The 13,206-nt window shown below is 64.3% G+C and carries 14 protein-coding genes; 11 read left to right on the forward strand and 3 right to left on the reverse strand.

What is annotated here, in order from left to right:
- The first annotated feature begins 10 nt into the window (after window positions 1-10).
- From U5A67_RS14565 to U5A67_RS14610, 10 genes are all read left to right on the forward strand, one after another.
- Window positions 11-442 carry a hypothetical protein gene (locus tag U5A67_RS14565; RefSeq protein ID WP_321815124.1) on the forward strand — a complete coding sequence of 144 codons (432 nt, stop codon included), beginning with the start codon at window positions 11-13 and terminating at the stop codon, window positions 440-442.
- A 386-nt stretch (window positions 443-828) separates the two neighbouring features.
- The gene (locus tag U5A67_RS14570) at window positions 829-1,488 is read left to right on the forward strand and encodes an NAD(P)H-dependent oxidoreductase (protein WP_321815123.1); all 660 of its coding nucleotides are present in this window, start codon (window positions 829-831) and stop codon (window positions 1,486-1,488) included.
- Between the two features lie 372 nt (window positions 1,489-1,860).
- Window positions 1,861-2,124, forward strand: a complete 264-nt coding sequence (locus U5A67_RS14575) for a transcriptional regulator (RefSeq protein WP_321815122.1) — start codon at window positions 1,861-1,863, stop codon at window positions 2,122-2,124.
- Window positions 2,125-2,197: 73 nt separating this feature from the next.
- Window positions 2,198-3,118, forward strand: coding sequence for a ferritin-like domain-containing protein (locus U5A67_RS14580; protein ID WP_321815121.1), 921 nt, complete (start codon window positions 2,198-2,200; stop codon window positions 3,116-3,118).
- Window positions 3,119-3,195: 77 nt separating this feature from the next.
- Window positions 3,196-4,650: an indoleacetamide hydrolase gene (gene iaaH, locus U5A67_RS14585; RefSeq protein WP_321815120.1), complete on the forward strand. Its 1,455-nt coding sequence runs from the start codon at window positions 3,196-3,198 to the stop codon at window positions 4,648-4,650.
- Window positions 4,651-4,758: 108 nt separating this feature from the next.
- Window positions 4,759-5,559, forward strand: a complete 801-nt coding sequence (locus tag U5A67_RS14590) for a transporter substrate-binding domain-containing protein (RefSeq protein ID WP_321815119.1) — start codon at window positions 4,759-4,761, stop codon at window positions 5,557-5,559.
- Window positions 5,560-5,837: 278 nt separating this feature from the next.
- Window positions 5,838-6,104 carry a FeoA family protein gene (locus U5A67_RS14595; protein WP_321815118.1) on the forward strand — a complete coding sequence of 89 codons (267 nt, stop codon included), beginning with the start codon at window positions 5,838-5,840 and terminating at the stop codon, window positions 6,102-6,104.
- The gene (gene feoB, locus U5A67_RS14600; RefSeq protein ID WP_321815117.1) at window positions 6,101-7,960 is read left to right on the forward strand and encodes a ferrous iron transporter B; all 1,860 of its coding nucleotides are present in this window, start codon (window positions 6,101-6,103) and stop codon (window positions 7,958-7,960) included. Before U5A67_RS14595 ends, feoB begins: the two co-directional genes overlap by 4 nt.
- Window positions 7,957-8,247: a DUF6587 family protein gene (locus tag U5A67_RS14605; protein WP_321815116.1), complete on the forward strand. Its 291-nt coding sequence runs from the start codon at window positions 7,957-7,959 to the stop codon at window positions 8,245-8,247. Before feoB ends, U5A67_RS14605 begins: the two co-directional genes overlap by 4 nt.
- A 198-nt stretch (window positions 8,248-8,445) precedes the next feature.
- Entirely contained in the window at window positions 8,446-9,246 is an 801-nt protein-coding gene (locus U5A67_RS14610) for a CDP-diacylglycerol diphosphatase (protein ID WP_321815115.1), read from the forward strand.
- Between the two features lie 15 nt (window positions 9,247-9,261).
- On the opposite strand, the gene U5A67_RS14615 is transcribed toward U5A67_RS14610, so the two are convergent.
- Window positions 9,262-9,735 (reverse strand): MarR family transcriptional regulator, encoded by a 474-nt coding sequence (locus U5A67_RS14615; RefSeq protein ID WP_321815114.1) that lies wholly within the window; start codon window positions 9,733-9,735, stop codon window positions 9,262-9,264.
- 96 nt (window positions 9,736-9,831) lie between these two features.
- Here U5A67_RS14615 and U5A67_RS14620 point away from each other — a divergent pair, with 96 nt between their 5' ends.
- On the forward strand, window positions 9,832-10,290 hold the full coding sequence (locus tag U5A67_RS14620; RefSeq protein ID WP_321815113.1) for a carboxymuconolactone decarboxylase family protein: 459 nt from the start codon (window positions 9,832-9,834) through the stop codon (window positions 10,288-10,290).
- A 70-nt stretch (window positions 10,291-10,360) separates the two neighbouring features.
- Here U5A67_RS14620 and U5A67_RS14625 read toward each other — a convergent pair whose 3' ends face one another.
- On the reverse strand, window positions 10,361-12,370 hold the full coding sequence (locus tag U5A67_RS14625) for an acetyl/propionyl/methylcrotonyl-CoA carboxylase subunit alpha (protein ID WP_321815112.1): 2,010 nt from the start codon (window positions 12,368-12,370) through the stop codon (window positions 10,361-10,363).
- Window positions 12,371-12,402: 32 nt separating this feature from the next.
- Window positions 12,403-13,188 carry an enoyl-CoA hydratase/isomerase family protein gene (locus tag U5A67_RS14630; RefSeq protein WP_321815111.1) on the reverse strand — a complete coding sequence of 262 codons (786 nt, stop codon included), beginning with the start codon at window positions 13,186-13,188 and terminating at the stop codon, window positions 12,403-12,405.
- Window positions 13,189-13,206: the final 18 nt, after the last annotated feature.

Genomic DNA, 13,206 nt, shown 5'->3' on the forward strand with positions numbered 1-13,206 from the left:
AGATCACGACGTGCGATTCATCTTGACGGGGACGATGCTGTGCGTCCTCGCGTCCACCGCGCTCGCTGGGGAACACTACACCGAGATCTGGAATCCGCCGGAGGCACGTTCGCCCGGCGCGCATCCCGCATCGCCCGACAGGAAGGCGCACGCGCATCACACGAAGAAGAAGCTCGCGAGCGTGGAGCGCCCGGACACGCGCAAGATCGCCGAACCGGCGATGCGCGCCCCGGCGCCCACCGTGCCGATGCTGCCCGATGGCGCAGCCGGCCAGGGCGCGGTACGCGGCGGCGTGCGCACGAAGAGCGACGGTCTGCCGGAAATCCCGCCGCAGATCGGCCCGGACGGCAACGTCCTGCAGGTCGGCTACGCCGTTCCGGCGCATCGCCAGCAAAACCCGCTGAAGTCGCTTCCCACCGTTCCTGTCGCCCGCGCGCAATAAGCGCATTCAGGCGCCCCCGCTGCTCCACCGTCTCCAGAAAAAAAGCGGCCCCGCCACCTTACGGTGCGGGGCCGAATCCCATGTCAAGGAGATGCTCATGGAGGAGACGGTTTCATCGTACCGATACCCCGCCGCCAGCCCAACCAACGCTTTCAGCTATGCATATGGCGCGGCCGCGCAGAGCCGAATCCGCCTGATCGGCATATGGATAGAACTAAAAGTCGTTTCGCGCCGGACGCAGCGGTCACTAAGATGACACTTCTGACCTGAAGCGCTCGCTTAAACCGTTTGAACGCCAAGCCTGCGCCGGCCCTCAGCCCGACACGCGTTGCCGCGCGTGCGGTGCGATCCCGACGGGCCCCCACCGCTTATCCGAGGAGCACCCCTTGAGCATCTCCGATTCCAGACATCGTCCGCTCGTCGTCGGCATCGGCGGCACGACGCGCGAAGCGTCCTCCACCGAACGCGCGCTGGCCTTCGCGCTGCGTGGCGCGGAACAGGCCGGCGCACGCACGCAACTGTTCGGCGGCACCTTCCTGCACAGCCTGCCGCACTATGCGCCCGAAGCCGCCACCCGCACCGACGCCCAGCTCGAACTGATCGAAGCCGTGCGCGCTGCGGACGCCGTCATCATCGCGACGCCCGGTTATCACGGCGGCGTTTCGGGTCTCGTCAAGAACGCGCTCGATACGCTGGAAGAACTGCGCGCCGATGAACGCCCCTATCTCGACGGCCGCGCCGTGGGCTGCATCGTGACCGCGTACGGCTGGCAGGCCGCCGGTTCGGTGCTGACTTCGCTGCGCTCGATCGTGCATGCGCTGCGCGGCTGGCCGACGCCGTTCGGCGCGGGCATCAACACGCTCGAAACGCGCTTCGAGAGCGCGCATCAGTGCTCGGACCCGAAGGTCGTCGATCAACTCGCGACGGTCGGCCAGCAGGCCGCGCAATTCGCGCTGGCGTTCAACACGCAGCGCGCGGCGCAACCGGCTTTGTCGATCGCCCCCGGCGCAGCGCGCAACGAAGACCGGCTGAGCGTCGCGGTCTGATCGATTACCGCGCGCTGGTACAGCCAGCAACACACGACGAGGCGCCCGAGGGCGCCTCGTTTGCTTTTGCGCGCCAGCGCACGGATCGGCGCGGCTTGCGTCGGCCATCCCACAGACGCCACGTGCCGCCGGAGCCAAATTGGAACCGGGCACGCAACCTCGCCTCATCGCGATCATTCTGCTGACCGTTTCAGTCCGCCCGTGATTTGCTTGCGACGAAAGATTGGTTCCCCCCGCGCACGCCAGCCCCTACGCTGAACCCGTATCGGCACACACACTGGCACACGCAAAGGCGCGCCGGCCGCGCGCGGGAGCAAGGCAAACATGCGCAATTCGCACACGAGCAGGACGTACCAGCAGGAGCAGGAAGCCATGCACGCACCCATCCGCTACAAGGGCTACGAAGTCGCGCCCAGCGCGCAACAACTGCCGAATGGTCTGTACGCTGCGAATCTGACGATCGGCACGCAGGCGGCGTCGCAATCAGCCTCGCAATCAGGCACTCAAGCCGCTGGAACGCGCCAGACGATCGTTTCATTCGACGCACTCGATTATTTCTTCGATGAGCGTCACGCGCTGGCTTACGCCTGCCGCTGGGCGCGCATGTGGATCGACGAACAAAGGCGCTGCGCGTGAGTGCCGGTGAGCAAGCGGCTTTCCTTACGATTGTGACAGAATAGGAGTCATATCACCGTCACATATACGCTCCATGTCCGAAACCCTGACGAACATCGACGACGGCGAAACCGCCCTCGCCGCCCAGGACGCCGCGCTGCGTCGCTGGACTTACGGCACGCCAGGGCCCATCAGGATCGGATCGGACGAACATCGCACGATGTTCAGCAGGATGTTGCTCGACACCCATGATCCCTACCGTCCCGCGGTACTCGACTGGCCGAAACTCGAACCCGACGCGCTGCGCCGGCTGACTTCGCTGCCGATCTGGGACATCGCCGTACAGACCGAAGGCCGCGCGTCGATCCGCGTGAAAACCTACGCGAAGACCGTGCGCGATCCGCTGCTGCGCGAAGCCATCGAGATGGACGGCGACGAAGAAGCGCGCCACAAGGTCGTGCTTTCGCATCTCGTGCAGGCCTACGGCATCGAACTCGCTCCCGAACCCAGCTACCCGCCGCCGAAAGACCCGGAATGGGCGTGGATGTTTACGGGCTACAGCGAATGTATCGACAGCTTCTTCGCGTTTGGCCTGTTCCGTTCCGCACAGCGCTCGGGCTTTTTTCCTGCTGAACTGGTCGAAACCTTCGAGCCGGTGATTCAGGAAGAGGCGCGCCATATTCTGTTCTTCGTGAACTGGGTCGCGTGGTATCGCAAGAATCTGCCGTGGTGGCGCCGCCCCTGGCATTCGCTGCGGGTGGGCGCGATCTGGATCAAACTGGTGTGGGACCGCATGGCGATCGCGCGCGGCATCGACGCAAACGGCGCCGTGCAGGATTCGAATTTTCTGCCCGCCAATCGCGACGTGCTGGGCGATTCGCTCAAGCCGCGCGAGATGATCGAGCTGTGCCTGAGCGAAGATCGCGAGCGCATGAGCGGCTATGATCCGCGTCTGCTGCGCCCGAGCGTCGTGCCCGCTCTCGCGCGGCTCGCGCTGCGCTTCATGAAGCAATAGCCGCGCGCGAACTTCCGGCGCGCCGCAAACCCCGCAGCAAACCCTAACGCCCAAAAGCTGCACGAGGAGGAGACTGCATGACCTGGACTGTGGACCAGCAGCTTGAACTGACCTCGGCGCAAGCCGTCGAGGCGATTCGCGCGGGGCGCCTCAAAGCCGTCGATTACATCGCCACGCTGATCGCGCGGGCACAGGCGCTCGCGAATCTCAACGCGCTGACCGTGCTCGACGTGGAAGGCGCGCTGGCCGCCGCGCAGCGCATCGATGCGCTCGGCGCCGGCGAGCGCGCGCATCTGCCGCTCGCGGGCTTGCCCGTCGTCGTCAAGGACAACATCAACACGCGCGGATTGCAAACCTCGGCGGGCACTCCCGCGCTGGAAGGTTTCGTGCCTGCGCGCCATGCGCCCTCGGTGCAGCGTCTCGTCGATGCGGGCGCCATCGTGCTCGGCAAGGCGAATATGCACGAACTGGCGTTCGGCATCACCAGCACGAATCTCGCTGCGCACGCAGGCCCCGTGCGCAATCCCTGGGACCCCGAACGGATTCCCGGCGGTTCGTCGGGCGGCACGGCAGCGGCCATTGCGGCACGTATCGTGCCTGCCGGACTAGGCACCGACACGGGCGGCTCCACACGCATTCCCGCCGCGCTGTGCGGCATCGTTGGCCTGCGCCCGAGTGTGGGCGACGGCGGCACGCAGCGCCGTTATCACGATCCGCATGCCGTCGTGCCGATCAGCCATACGCGCGACACCGTTGGACCCATGGGCCGCACCGTCGCCGATGTCGCGCTGCTCGACGGCGTAATTACCGGGCTCGGCCCGCTGGCGCGCGCGGCTGTCACGAACCTGCGCATCGGCCTGCCCGCGCCGTTCTGGTCGGGTCTCGAAGCCGCGACGGAAACGGTCGCGCGCGCTGCGGTCGCGAAGCTCGAGGCAGCGGGCGTGACCTTCGTGCCCGTGGAAATGAGCGACATTTTCGCGCTCAACGACCGCGTGAGCATGGCGATTGCGCTGCACGAACCCATCGACGATCTGCAGGCCTGGCTCACGGCCAATCAGGCGCCCGCGAACACCGTGGCCGACGTGGCCGCGCGCATCGCGAGCCCGGACGTGCGCGCCGCCTACGACGCGATCCTCGCCGACACGCGCGGCGGCGACTATCAGACCGCCATGACCGTGTGGCGCCCGCGCCTGCAACAGCTTTACGCGCAGACCTTCGCCGCCAGCGGACTCGACGCGCTGCTGTTCCCGACCACGCGCCTCGCGGCCGTGCCGCTGGACGAACTGAACGGCTCGTCGAGCGTGTCGATCGACGGCGGCGCGCCCATCGACGAACTGGAAGCCTATCTGCGCAATACCGATCCCGCGAGCAACGCCGGCATTCCGGGCCTCGCGCTGCCCGCCGGACTCACCGATGCGGGCCTGCCCGTCGGGCTCGAACTCGACGGCCCCAACGGCAGCGACCGCAGACTGCTGGCGATAGGACTGGCATTCGAAGACATTCTCGGCACGTTGGCCGCACCCAATATTTAATCCAATCTTTGATCCGATTAAAAGAAAAGGATAACGAAACAATCTGGCTTCGTAGTACGCTTCACATTCGCTATGCAGTGCTCCATTCCAACAATCGGGAGACAGGTGATGAAGGTATCGAAGCTCTTGCTCGCAGGCGCCATCGCGGCGTCGGCCTTTGGCATGACCGTAGCCGCGCATGCGGAAGATCTGCTCGACAGCGTGAAGCATGCGGGCGTCTTGAAGGTCGGTCTGGAAGGCACCTATCCGCCGTTCGATTCGCGCAATAGCGCGGGCGAACTCGAAGGTTTCGACGTCGATATCGCGAAGGCCGTGGCCGCGAAACTCGGCGTCAAACCCGAATTCATTCCCACCGAATGGAGCGGCATTATCGCGGCGCTGCAGGCGGGCAAATTCGACGTGATCGTCAATCAGGTAACGATCACGCCGCAGCGTCAGCAGGCGCTCGATTTCAGCCAGCCGTACACGTATTCCGCCGCGCAACTCATTCAGCGCTCCGACGATAAACGCGAATTCACGTCGCTCGATCAATTCAAGGGCAGCCAGAAGATCGGCGTGACGCTCGGCACGAATTACGATTCGATGGCGCGCGCAGTGCCGGACATCAACGTGCAGACCTATCCCGGCGCGCCCGAAAAACTGCGCGACCTCGCCGCGAAACGGATCGACGCCACCATCGACGACCGTCTGATGCTGCCGTACATCATCAAGAATTCGCAGTTGCCGCTGCGTCCGGGCGCCGTGCTCAAGGGCGCGAATCAGGAAATGGGCATTCCGTTCCGCAAGGGCAATCCGAAGTTCGAGAAAGCCATCAACGACGCGCTCGCGCAGTTGAAGCAGGACGGCACGCTCAAGAAGATCTCGATGCACTGGTTCGGCAGCGATGTGACAGTGCCGATCGCGCAATAAGTCTGTGTATTGCAGCATCGCGCGGATCGACCGCGCGATGCTCGCTTTCGCTTTCGCAAAGCGAAATTAAACGTTTTGTCATCTTCGGCAAACACGTCTGTTGCGCGCGAAATCACATCGCGCAGCCGTGCGACAAAAGCGCACACCAACCCGCCTCCTCAAGCCTGTTTGCGCGCCAATCGCCTTCAAATCAAGCTTCGCCTGCCGGTTTGAAACACTCGCGCCCTCGATCGTCGCTACAATGAGAACAGTTCTCATTTCATAAAACAAGATTCCCCATGCGGCTGACCGACCTAACCAAGGGCGCCACTGCCTTCGTCGAGCGCGTCGAAGACGCCTCCGCTCGCGACCCCATCGCTCAACGTCTGCGCGATCTCGGCTTCGTGCCCGGCGAACCGGTGCGCGTCGTGGCCCGCGCGCCATGGAGCGCCGACCCGCTGCTCGTGCAGATCGGCTCCACGCGTTTCGCACTGCGCCGCGCCGAAGCCGAACGCGTGAGCGTGAACCTCGAAGACGTCGTGCACGGCGCAGGAGCCATGGCATGACGAACGGTATCGACACGACGCCGCTGCGCATTGCGCTCGTCGGCAATCCCAATTGCGGCAAGACCGCGCTTTTCAATCTGCTCACCGGCGCGCGCCAGAAAGTCGCGAACTACGCGGGCGTGACCGTCGAGCGCAAGGAAGGCCGCTTCGCCACCCCGGCTGGCCGCAGGATTCAACTGCTCGATCTGCCGGGCGCGTACAGCTTCGATTCCGCCAGCCCCGACGAACGCGTCACGCACGACGTGCTGATGGGCCGCTATCCCGGCGAAGCGATTCCCGACCTGGTGGTCTGCGTGGCCGACGCCACGAATCTGCGCCTGCATCTGCGCTTCGTGCTCGAAGTCAAACGCATGGGCCGCCCGGTCGTGCTCGCGCTCAACATGATGGACGCCGCGAAGCGCCGCGGCATTACCGTCGATGTGCCGAAGCTTGCGCAGGCGCTCGGCATGCCCGTGGTCGAAACGGTGGCCGTGCAGCGCAATGGCGCGCAGCCGCTCATCGACCTGATCGATCGTGTCGGCGCGAATGCCGCTCTTGCACAGCAGCCGAGCGCCGCCGACGCCGATACCGATCTGCACGCCACCGTGCGCCGCATCCTCGCCGATGCCGTGACGATGCCGCGCGCCACCGACGCACGCGACGACGCCATCGACAGCGTCGCGCTGCATCCCGTGCTCGGCCCGCTGATTCTGGCCGTGGTGATGTTCCTCGTGTTTCAGGCCGTGTATTCGCTGGGCAAGCCGCTGACCGATTCGATCGGCGATGGCTTCGACTGGCTTGGCGGCATCGCGGGCGCGTGGCTGCCCGATGGCCCGCTGCGCAGTCTGCTGACCGACGGTCTGCTCACGGGTCTGGGCACCGTGCTCGGCTTTCTGCCGGAAATTCTGGTGCTGTTCTTCTTTATCCTCGTGCTCGAGGAATCGGGCTATCTGCCGCGCGCGGCATTCCTGCTCGATCGCATGATGGTGTCGGTCGGCCTCACGGGACGCTCGTTCATTCCGCTGCTCTCCAGCTTCGCCTGCGCGATTCCTGGCGTGATGGGCACGCGCAGCATCTCCGATCCGCGCGACCGCCTGGCGACGATTCTCGTTGCCCCGCTGATGACCTGTTCCGCGCGTCTGCCGGTCTACGCGCTGCTGATCAGCGCGTTCATTCCGCATCGCCTGGTGTTCGGCCTCTTCAACCTGCAAGGTCTCGTACTGTTCGCGCTGTACGTTGCAGGCATCCTGGGCGCGATGGCGGTGGGCTGGGTCATGAAGCATCTGCGCCGCGACCGCACCGAACACGCGCTGCTGATGGAACTGCCTTCGTATCGCATCCCGCGTGCGCGCGATGTGGCGATCGGCCTGTGGGAGCGTTGCACGATCTTCCTCAAACGCCTCACGGGCATCATCCTCGCGCTGACCGTCATCATGTGGTTCGTGTCGACGTTCCCTTCGCCGCCTGCGGGCGCGACCGGGCCCGCCATCGACTACACCATTGCCGGTTATCTGGGCCGCGCGCTGCAATGGCCGTTCGCGCCGCTGGGCTTCAACTGGCAGATGAGTCTCGCGCTGATCCCCGCATTCGCCGCACGCGAAACGGCCGTGGCCGCGCTCGCCACTGTCTATGCGGTGGCCGGCGGCGACGCCGACGTGGCCGCACTCGGTCACACGCTCGCGCAGAACTTCTCGGTGGCCAGCGCGCTTTCGCTGATGGTGTGGTTCGCGTTCGCGCCGCAGTGCATGTCCACGCTCGCCGTGATCCGCCGCGAGACGCGTTCGTGGCGAGCGGTCGTGGTGTCGTTCGGCTATATGTTCGTGATCGCGTATGCGGCTTCCTTCGTCACGTATCAGGCTGCGAGGTACTTCCTGTGAGCACGAATCTGCTGTTGCAATACGCCGTGATCGCACCGCTGGTCGCGGCGAGTCTCTGGACCGCGCTGCGCAAGGTTGCGCCGAAAACCACCCTGCGTGTGCAGGCGGGCGTGGCCGCACCTTTGTTGCGTCCGCAACGAGGAGCGATGACGCAACGCATCGGCCGCTGGCTGCAGCCCAGGGGCGCCACCGGCGATTGCGGCGACGGCTGCGGTACGTGCGGCACTTGCGGGCCGAGCGATGCGCCGGTTGAACAGACCGTGACGTTCCATCCGCCGCGTAAATGAGCGCTCTCAATGCGCGGCAATAGCGTGCGATAAAGACGGCCCGCCGGATCACTCCGGCGGGCCGTTTCGTTTGATGCCGCGCGCCGCTCGCCCGGCGTGATCAAGCGCCTGTCACGGAGTTTCCGCTACACTCCCCGCAGCAAGGCCCACCCGCGCAACGTTACGCGCGACTTTCATTTCATTCGCCCTTCTGCGCCGATGCCTCACGTTCCTCACGCTCCCGCCGTTGTTTCTGCCCGCCGCCGCTACGCGTCGCTTGCCGCCGCGCTGGGTGCTTCGCTCATCACAGCGCTGGCCGCCAGCGGTTGCGTGCGGCTTTCGGCTTTCGACGCGAACGGGCTCTGGAAAGTCGTAGGCGGCCAGTGCGTGCCGAACGCGCGCGACAAGGGCAATCCGGGGCCGTGCACCAAGGTCGATTTCGACAAGCGCTATGCGGTGCTCAAAGATATCAACGGCCGCGCGCAATATTTGCTGATTCCCACCGACCGCGTTTCCGGCATCGAAAGCGCCGATATTCTCTATGCGGGCTCGCCGGAATACTGGTCCGGCGCCTGGGCCGCGGGCCGCTACGTGAACGAAAAGCTCAAGACTACGCTCGCCCCCACGCAACTGGGCCTCGAAATCAATTCGTCGCAGCAGCGCTCGCAGAATCAACTGCATATTCACGTCGATTGCATGCGCAACGATATCGTCGATGCACTCGCGCCTTATCGGCATGATGCGCCCGGCTCATGGCGCTGGACGACGCTCGACGGCAAGCGCTATCGCATCACGCGCGTAACGAGCCTGACCGACCGCTCGAATCCGTTCCGCGTGGTCGAGCGCGATCTCGGTCCGCAGCAAGGCATGGCTACGCAGACCATTCTCGTCACCGGTGCTGGCCCCGACACGGCCCGCGACGGCTGGCTGATCGTCAACAGCGCCCAGGATGTGGACGGCGGCACGGGCACGGCCGAAGGTCTGCTCGATCACGCCTGCGCGCTCGCCAAAGCACCCTAAGCCACGCCGCGAGGCTCAGTCCTCGCGTGCCTGCGCCACCAGCCAGCGGCGGATCACCTGCTCTTCATCGGCGTTAAAGCCTTCGAGCATATGTGTTTCCAGCCTCCGCACGCGGGCACGGCATTGCTTGAGCAGGCTCTGCCCCGCTTCTGTCACCTCGATCTGCTGAATACGCCCGTGCACGGGATGCGGGCGGCGCTCGATCAAGGCATGACGCGTGAGATTCGCGACGATCACGCTGACCGTCTGCGGCGTGAGCGCCGCGAGCCGCGCGAGATCCGCACCCGAGACGCCGGGGTACGCCACCAGCATCGTCAACACCACGAATTGCGGCGGCGTAATGCCCAGATCGTCGAGTGCACGCTCCATGCGCAAGCGCTGCGCGGCGCCCGCCTGACGCAGCAGATAGCCGATGTAACCGCTCTCGCCACGCTTGCCTTCGCCCGGCGACGGAATAACCGTTGCGGCATCAGGCCCGTTTTTGGGCATTCTGGGTATACGCTTCGTTGTATTGCGCATGATGTCAGCATTCGAATATTATGTTCGTGCTCTGATATTATCCTCCAACCGATACGAGGTCCAGTCATGTCGCAACGCATTTCCTATGAAACGTTTTCGCACGATGCACCGCAAGTGGTTGTCGGGCTCGTGACGATGAGCAAGGCCGTGGATGCGTCCGGCCTCGAAAAGTCGCTGACTGAATTGCTGAAGATTCGCGCATCGCAGATCAACGGCTGCGCGTTCTGCATCCAGTACCACCTGAATATCGCGCGCGGCCTGCCAATTGCCCAGGAAAAGCTCGATCTGCTGACCGCGTGGCACGAAGCGCGCTCGTTCTATAGCGAGCGCGAACAAGCCGCGCTGGCCTATACGGAAGCGCTCACTGCAAAGCTGCACGAAGGCGTGAGCGAAGCGCTCTATCGAAGAGTCGCGGAGCAGTTTCCCGGCGAGCAGATGGCGTTTCTGACCACCGCGATCGCCAACATCAACGCGTGGAATCGCATTGGCGTAGCGTTGCAGTTTGCGCCTCCTGTGAAGGCTTGAACGCAATGGATAAGAGCCTGCTGCGTTGCGCGAGCAGGCCCGCTTGCTTGCGAAACTCCCTGGACGCCGCTTAACCCGCTTCGAGCATCAACAGTTGCGCGCCGTCGGCCACCTGATCGCCCACGCCATAGAGCACCTCAGTCACCTTGCCGGCTGCCGGCGCGCCAATCGTGTGCTCCATCTTCATCGCTTCCATGACGATGAGCGGCGTGCCCTTTTCCACCACGGTGCCCGGCTCGACGAGCACGGCAATCACCTTGCCCGGCATCGGCGCGGTGAGGCGGCCTTCGCCATGCTCGGCATCGGCGGCATGCGCCAACAGATTCTGCCATTCAAAGGCCATTGCCTTGCCCAGACAGAACACGTGAAATACATCGCCGTCGATAAACACACGCCCCGTTACGCGCGTATTGCCGATGGTCGCGCCGTATTCCGTAGGCTCTGCACCGCGCCACCAGGTATAGGTCTCTTCGACGCCTGAGCAATCGATCGTCTGTGCGCCGCCATCGTGCGAGAACGCCACGCTCAACGCCGCGTCGCTTTCCACATCGCGCCAGTTGAACGTTTGTACGAAGCCGCTATTCAAACGCCAATGCGCGAGCGCCTGCCACGGCGAACCGCCTTGCGCGCGCCCCCCTTCACGTCCGATCAATGCCGCACTGGCGAGCGCAAGTGCTTCGCTGACCGGCATTTTCTGCGCGGCAAACAGCGCGTCGTGATGACGCTCGATCAGGCCGGTGTCGAGATCGGCATTCGCAAACGGCTCGCTGCTCACAAGCCGATGCAGAAAGTCCACGTTCGTATGCGGCCCGACGATCTCGCACTCCTCCAGCGCACGACGCATGCGTGCGAGCGCATCGGCGCGCGTTGCACCGTGCACGATGAGCTTGGCGATCATCGGATCGTAGAAGGGCGTGATGGTGTCGCCTTCGCGCACGCCGCTATCGATACGCACGCTCGCACGCTGCCCGGCTTCGCCAAGTCGGAATTCGACGCCTTGCGGCATGCGCAGATGCTTGAGCGTACCGGTCGACGGCAGGAAGCCACGTGCGGGATTTTCCGCATAAATGCGCGCTTCGAGCGCATGGCCTGTCACGGTGAGCTGCGACTGCTCGAGCGGCAACGGCTCGCCTGCCGCCACGCGCAACTGCCATTCCACCAGATCGAGGCCCGTGACCATTTCCGTTACGGGATGCTCGACCTGCAGGCGCGTGTTCATCTCCATGAAGTAAAAATCCGCGCCCGTCATGATGAATTCGACGGTGCCCGCGCCCACGTACTGCACGGCACGCGCAGCAGCCACCGCCGCTTCGCCCATCGCGCGCCGCACATCGTCGGGCAACCCCGGCGCGGGCGCTTCTTCCAGCACCTTCTGATGACGACGCTGCACCGAACAATCGCGATCGAACAGATAGACCGCGCCGCCGAGCTTATCGGCGAATACCTGCACTTCCACGTGACGCGGGCGCAAGAGGTATTTCTCGATCAGCACACGATCGTTGCCAAAGCTGCTGGCCGCTTCGCGTTTGCATGACGCGAGCGCCGCCGCGAAATCCTCGCTGCGCTCCACCACACGCATGCCTTTGCCGCCGCCGCCCGCACTGGCCTTCAGCAACACCGGGTAGCCCATTGCATCGGCTTCGCGCTGCAGCAGCGCGGCGTCCTGGTCGTCGCCGTGATAGCCCGGCACGAGTGGCACGGCCGCAGCGTGCATCAGCGCCTTGGCCGCGGCTTTCGAACCCATCGCGGCAATCGCCTCGACCGGCGGACCGATAAAGACGATGCCAGCCTCTTCGCACGCGCGGCCGAAATCTTCGTTTTCCGAAAGAAAACCATAACCCGGATGAATCGCTTCAGCGCCCGTTGCTTTCGCGGCGGCGATGATGCGTTCAATGCGCAGATAGCTTTGCTGTGCGCCCGCTTCGCCAATATGCACGGCTTCATCGCAAGCCGCGACGTGTTTGGCGTCGGCATCGGCATCCGAATAGACAGCCACGCTTTTCACGCCCAGACGCCGGCAGGTAGCGGCAACGCGGCAGGCAATCTCGCCGCGGTTGGCGATCAGAATCTTGTTGAACATAAGAAGTCTCGCTATGGAGTCTTGAGCAGGTCTCAGGCGCGCCAGCCGGGCGTACGCTTTTCGAGGAACGACGACACGCCGTCGCGCCCTTCGTCGCTCGCGCGAATCCGCGCGATGCGCTGCGCTGTATCGTCGATCAGTGCATCGTCGATAGCCGCGCCCGCGATATCCTGGACAAGCTGCTTGCATTCGCGCACGGCGTTCGGGCTGTTTGCGCAGAGCGTGTCGGCGATACGCTGCACGGTGGCATCGAGTTCGCTTGCGTTCACCGCTTCGCTCACGAGGCCAAGACGCAGCGCCGTTGCGCAATCGAACGCTTCAGCCGTGACAAAGTAGCGGCGTGCTGCCTGCTCGCCCAGGGCGCGAATCACATAAGGCGCGATGGTGGCGGGCATCAGACCGAGCCGCGCTTCGGAAAGACAGAACTTCACCGTATCCGCCGCAACGACGATATCGGCTGCACAAACGAGGCCCATACCGCCTGCGTAAGCATCGCCATGCACGCGCGCAATCACCGGTTTGGGACAACGATAGATCGCCGATAGCATCTGCGCGAGACGCAATGCATCGGCGTGGTTCTCTTCATTCGAGTAACCGGCCATCTTGCGCATCCAGTTCAGATCCGCGCCTGCGCAGAAGGCTTTTCCGTTGCCAGCGAGCACGATCGCACGCACGTCATTGCGAGCACCTAAAGCCGTAAACGTAGCGGTGATATCCGCAATCATCGCCTCGTTGAACGCGTTGCGCACATCGGGGCGATTGAGCGTGACCGTGGCCACATGGCCCGCGAATTCGACAGTGAGCGTTTCGTAGTTCATCGTGATGTCTCCTCCTCG

The sequence above is a fragment of the Paraburkholderia sp. J69-1 genome (assembly GCF_905220255.1).
Classification (GTDB): Bacteria; Pseudomonadota; Gammaproteobacteria; order Burkholderiales; family Burkholderiaceae; genus Paraburkholderia.

Bases quoted from the DNA above. Each gene is read 5' to 3' on its own strand.
- U5A67_RS14575 (WP_321815122.1), top strand. From the start codon at position 1,861: ATGCACGCACCCATCCGCTACAAGGGCTACGAAGTCGCGCCCAGCGCG.
- U5A67_RS14580 (WP_321815121.1), top strand. From the start codon at position 2,198: ATGTCCGAAACCCTGACGAACATCGACGACGGCGAAACCGCCCTCGCC.
- iaaH (WP_321815120.1), top strand. From the start codon at position 3,196: ATGACCTGGACTGTGGACCAGCAGCTTGAACTGACCTCGGCGCAAGCC.
- U5A67_RS14590 (WP_321815119.1), top strand. From the start codon at position 4,759: ATGAAGGTATCGAAGCTCTTGCTCGCAGGCGCCATCGCGGCGTCGGCC.
- U5A67_RS14595 (WP_321815118.1), top strand. From the start codon at position 5,838: ATGCGGCTGACCGACCTAACCAAGGGCGCCACTGCCTTCGTCGAGCGC.
- feoB (WP_321815117.1), top strand. From the start codon at position 6,101: ATGACGAACGGTATCGACACGACGCCGCTGCGCATTGCGCTCGTCGGC.
- U5A67_RS14610 (WP_321815115.1), top strand. From the start codon at position 8,446: ATGCCTCACGTTCCTCACGCTCCCGCCGTTGTTTCTGCCCGCCGCCGC.
- U5A67_RS14615 (WP_321815114.1), bottom strand. From the start codon at position 9,735: ATGCCCAAAAACGGGCCTGATGCCGCAACGGTTATTCCGTCGCCGGGC.
- U5A67_RS14620 (WP_321815113.1), top strand. From the start codon at position 9,832: ATGTCGCAACGCATTTCCTATGAAACGTTTTCGCACGATGCACCGCAA.
- U5A67_RS14625 (WP_321815112.1), bottom strand. From the start codon at position 12,370: ATGTTCAACAAGATTCTGATCGCCAACCGCGGCGAGATTGCCTGCCGC.
- U5A67_RS14630 (WP_321815111.1), bottom strand. From the start codon at position 13,188: ATGAACTACGAAACGCTCACTGTCGAATTCGCGGGCCATGTGGCCACG.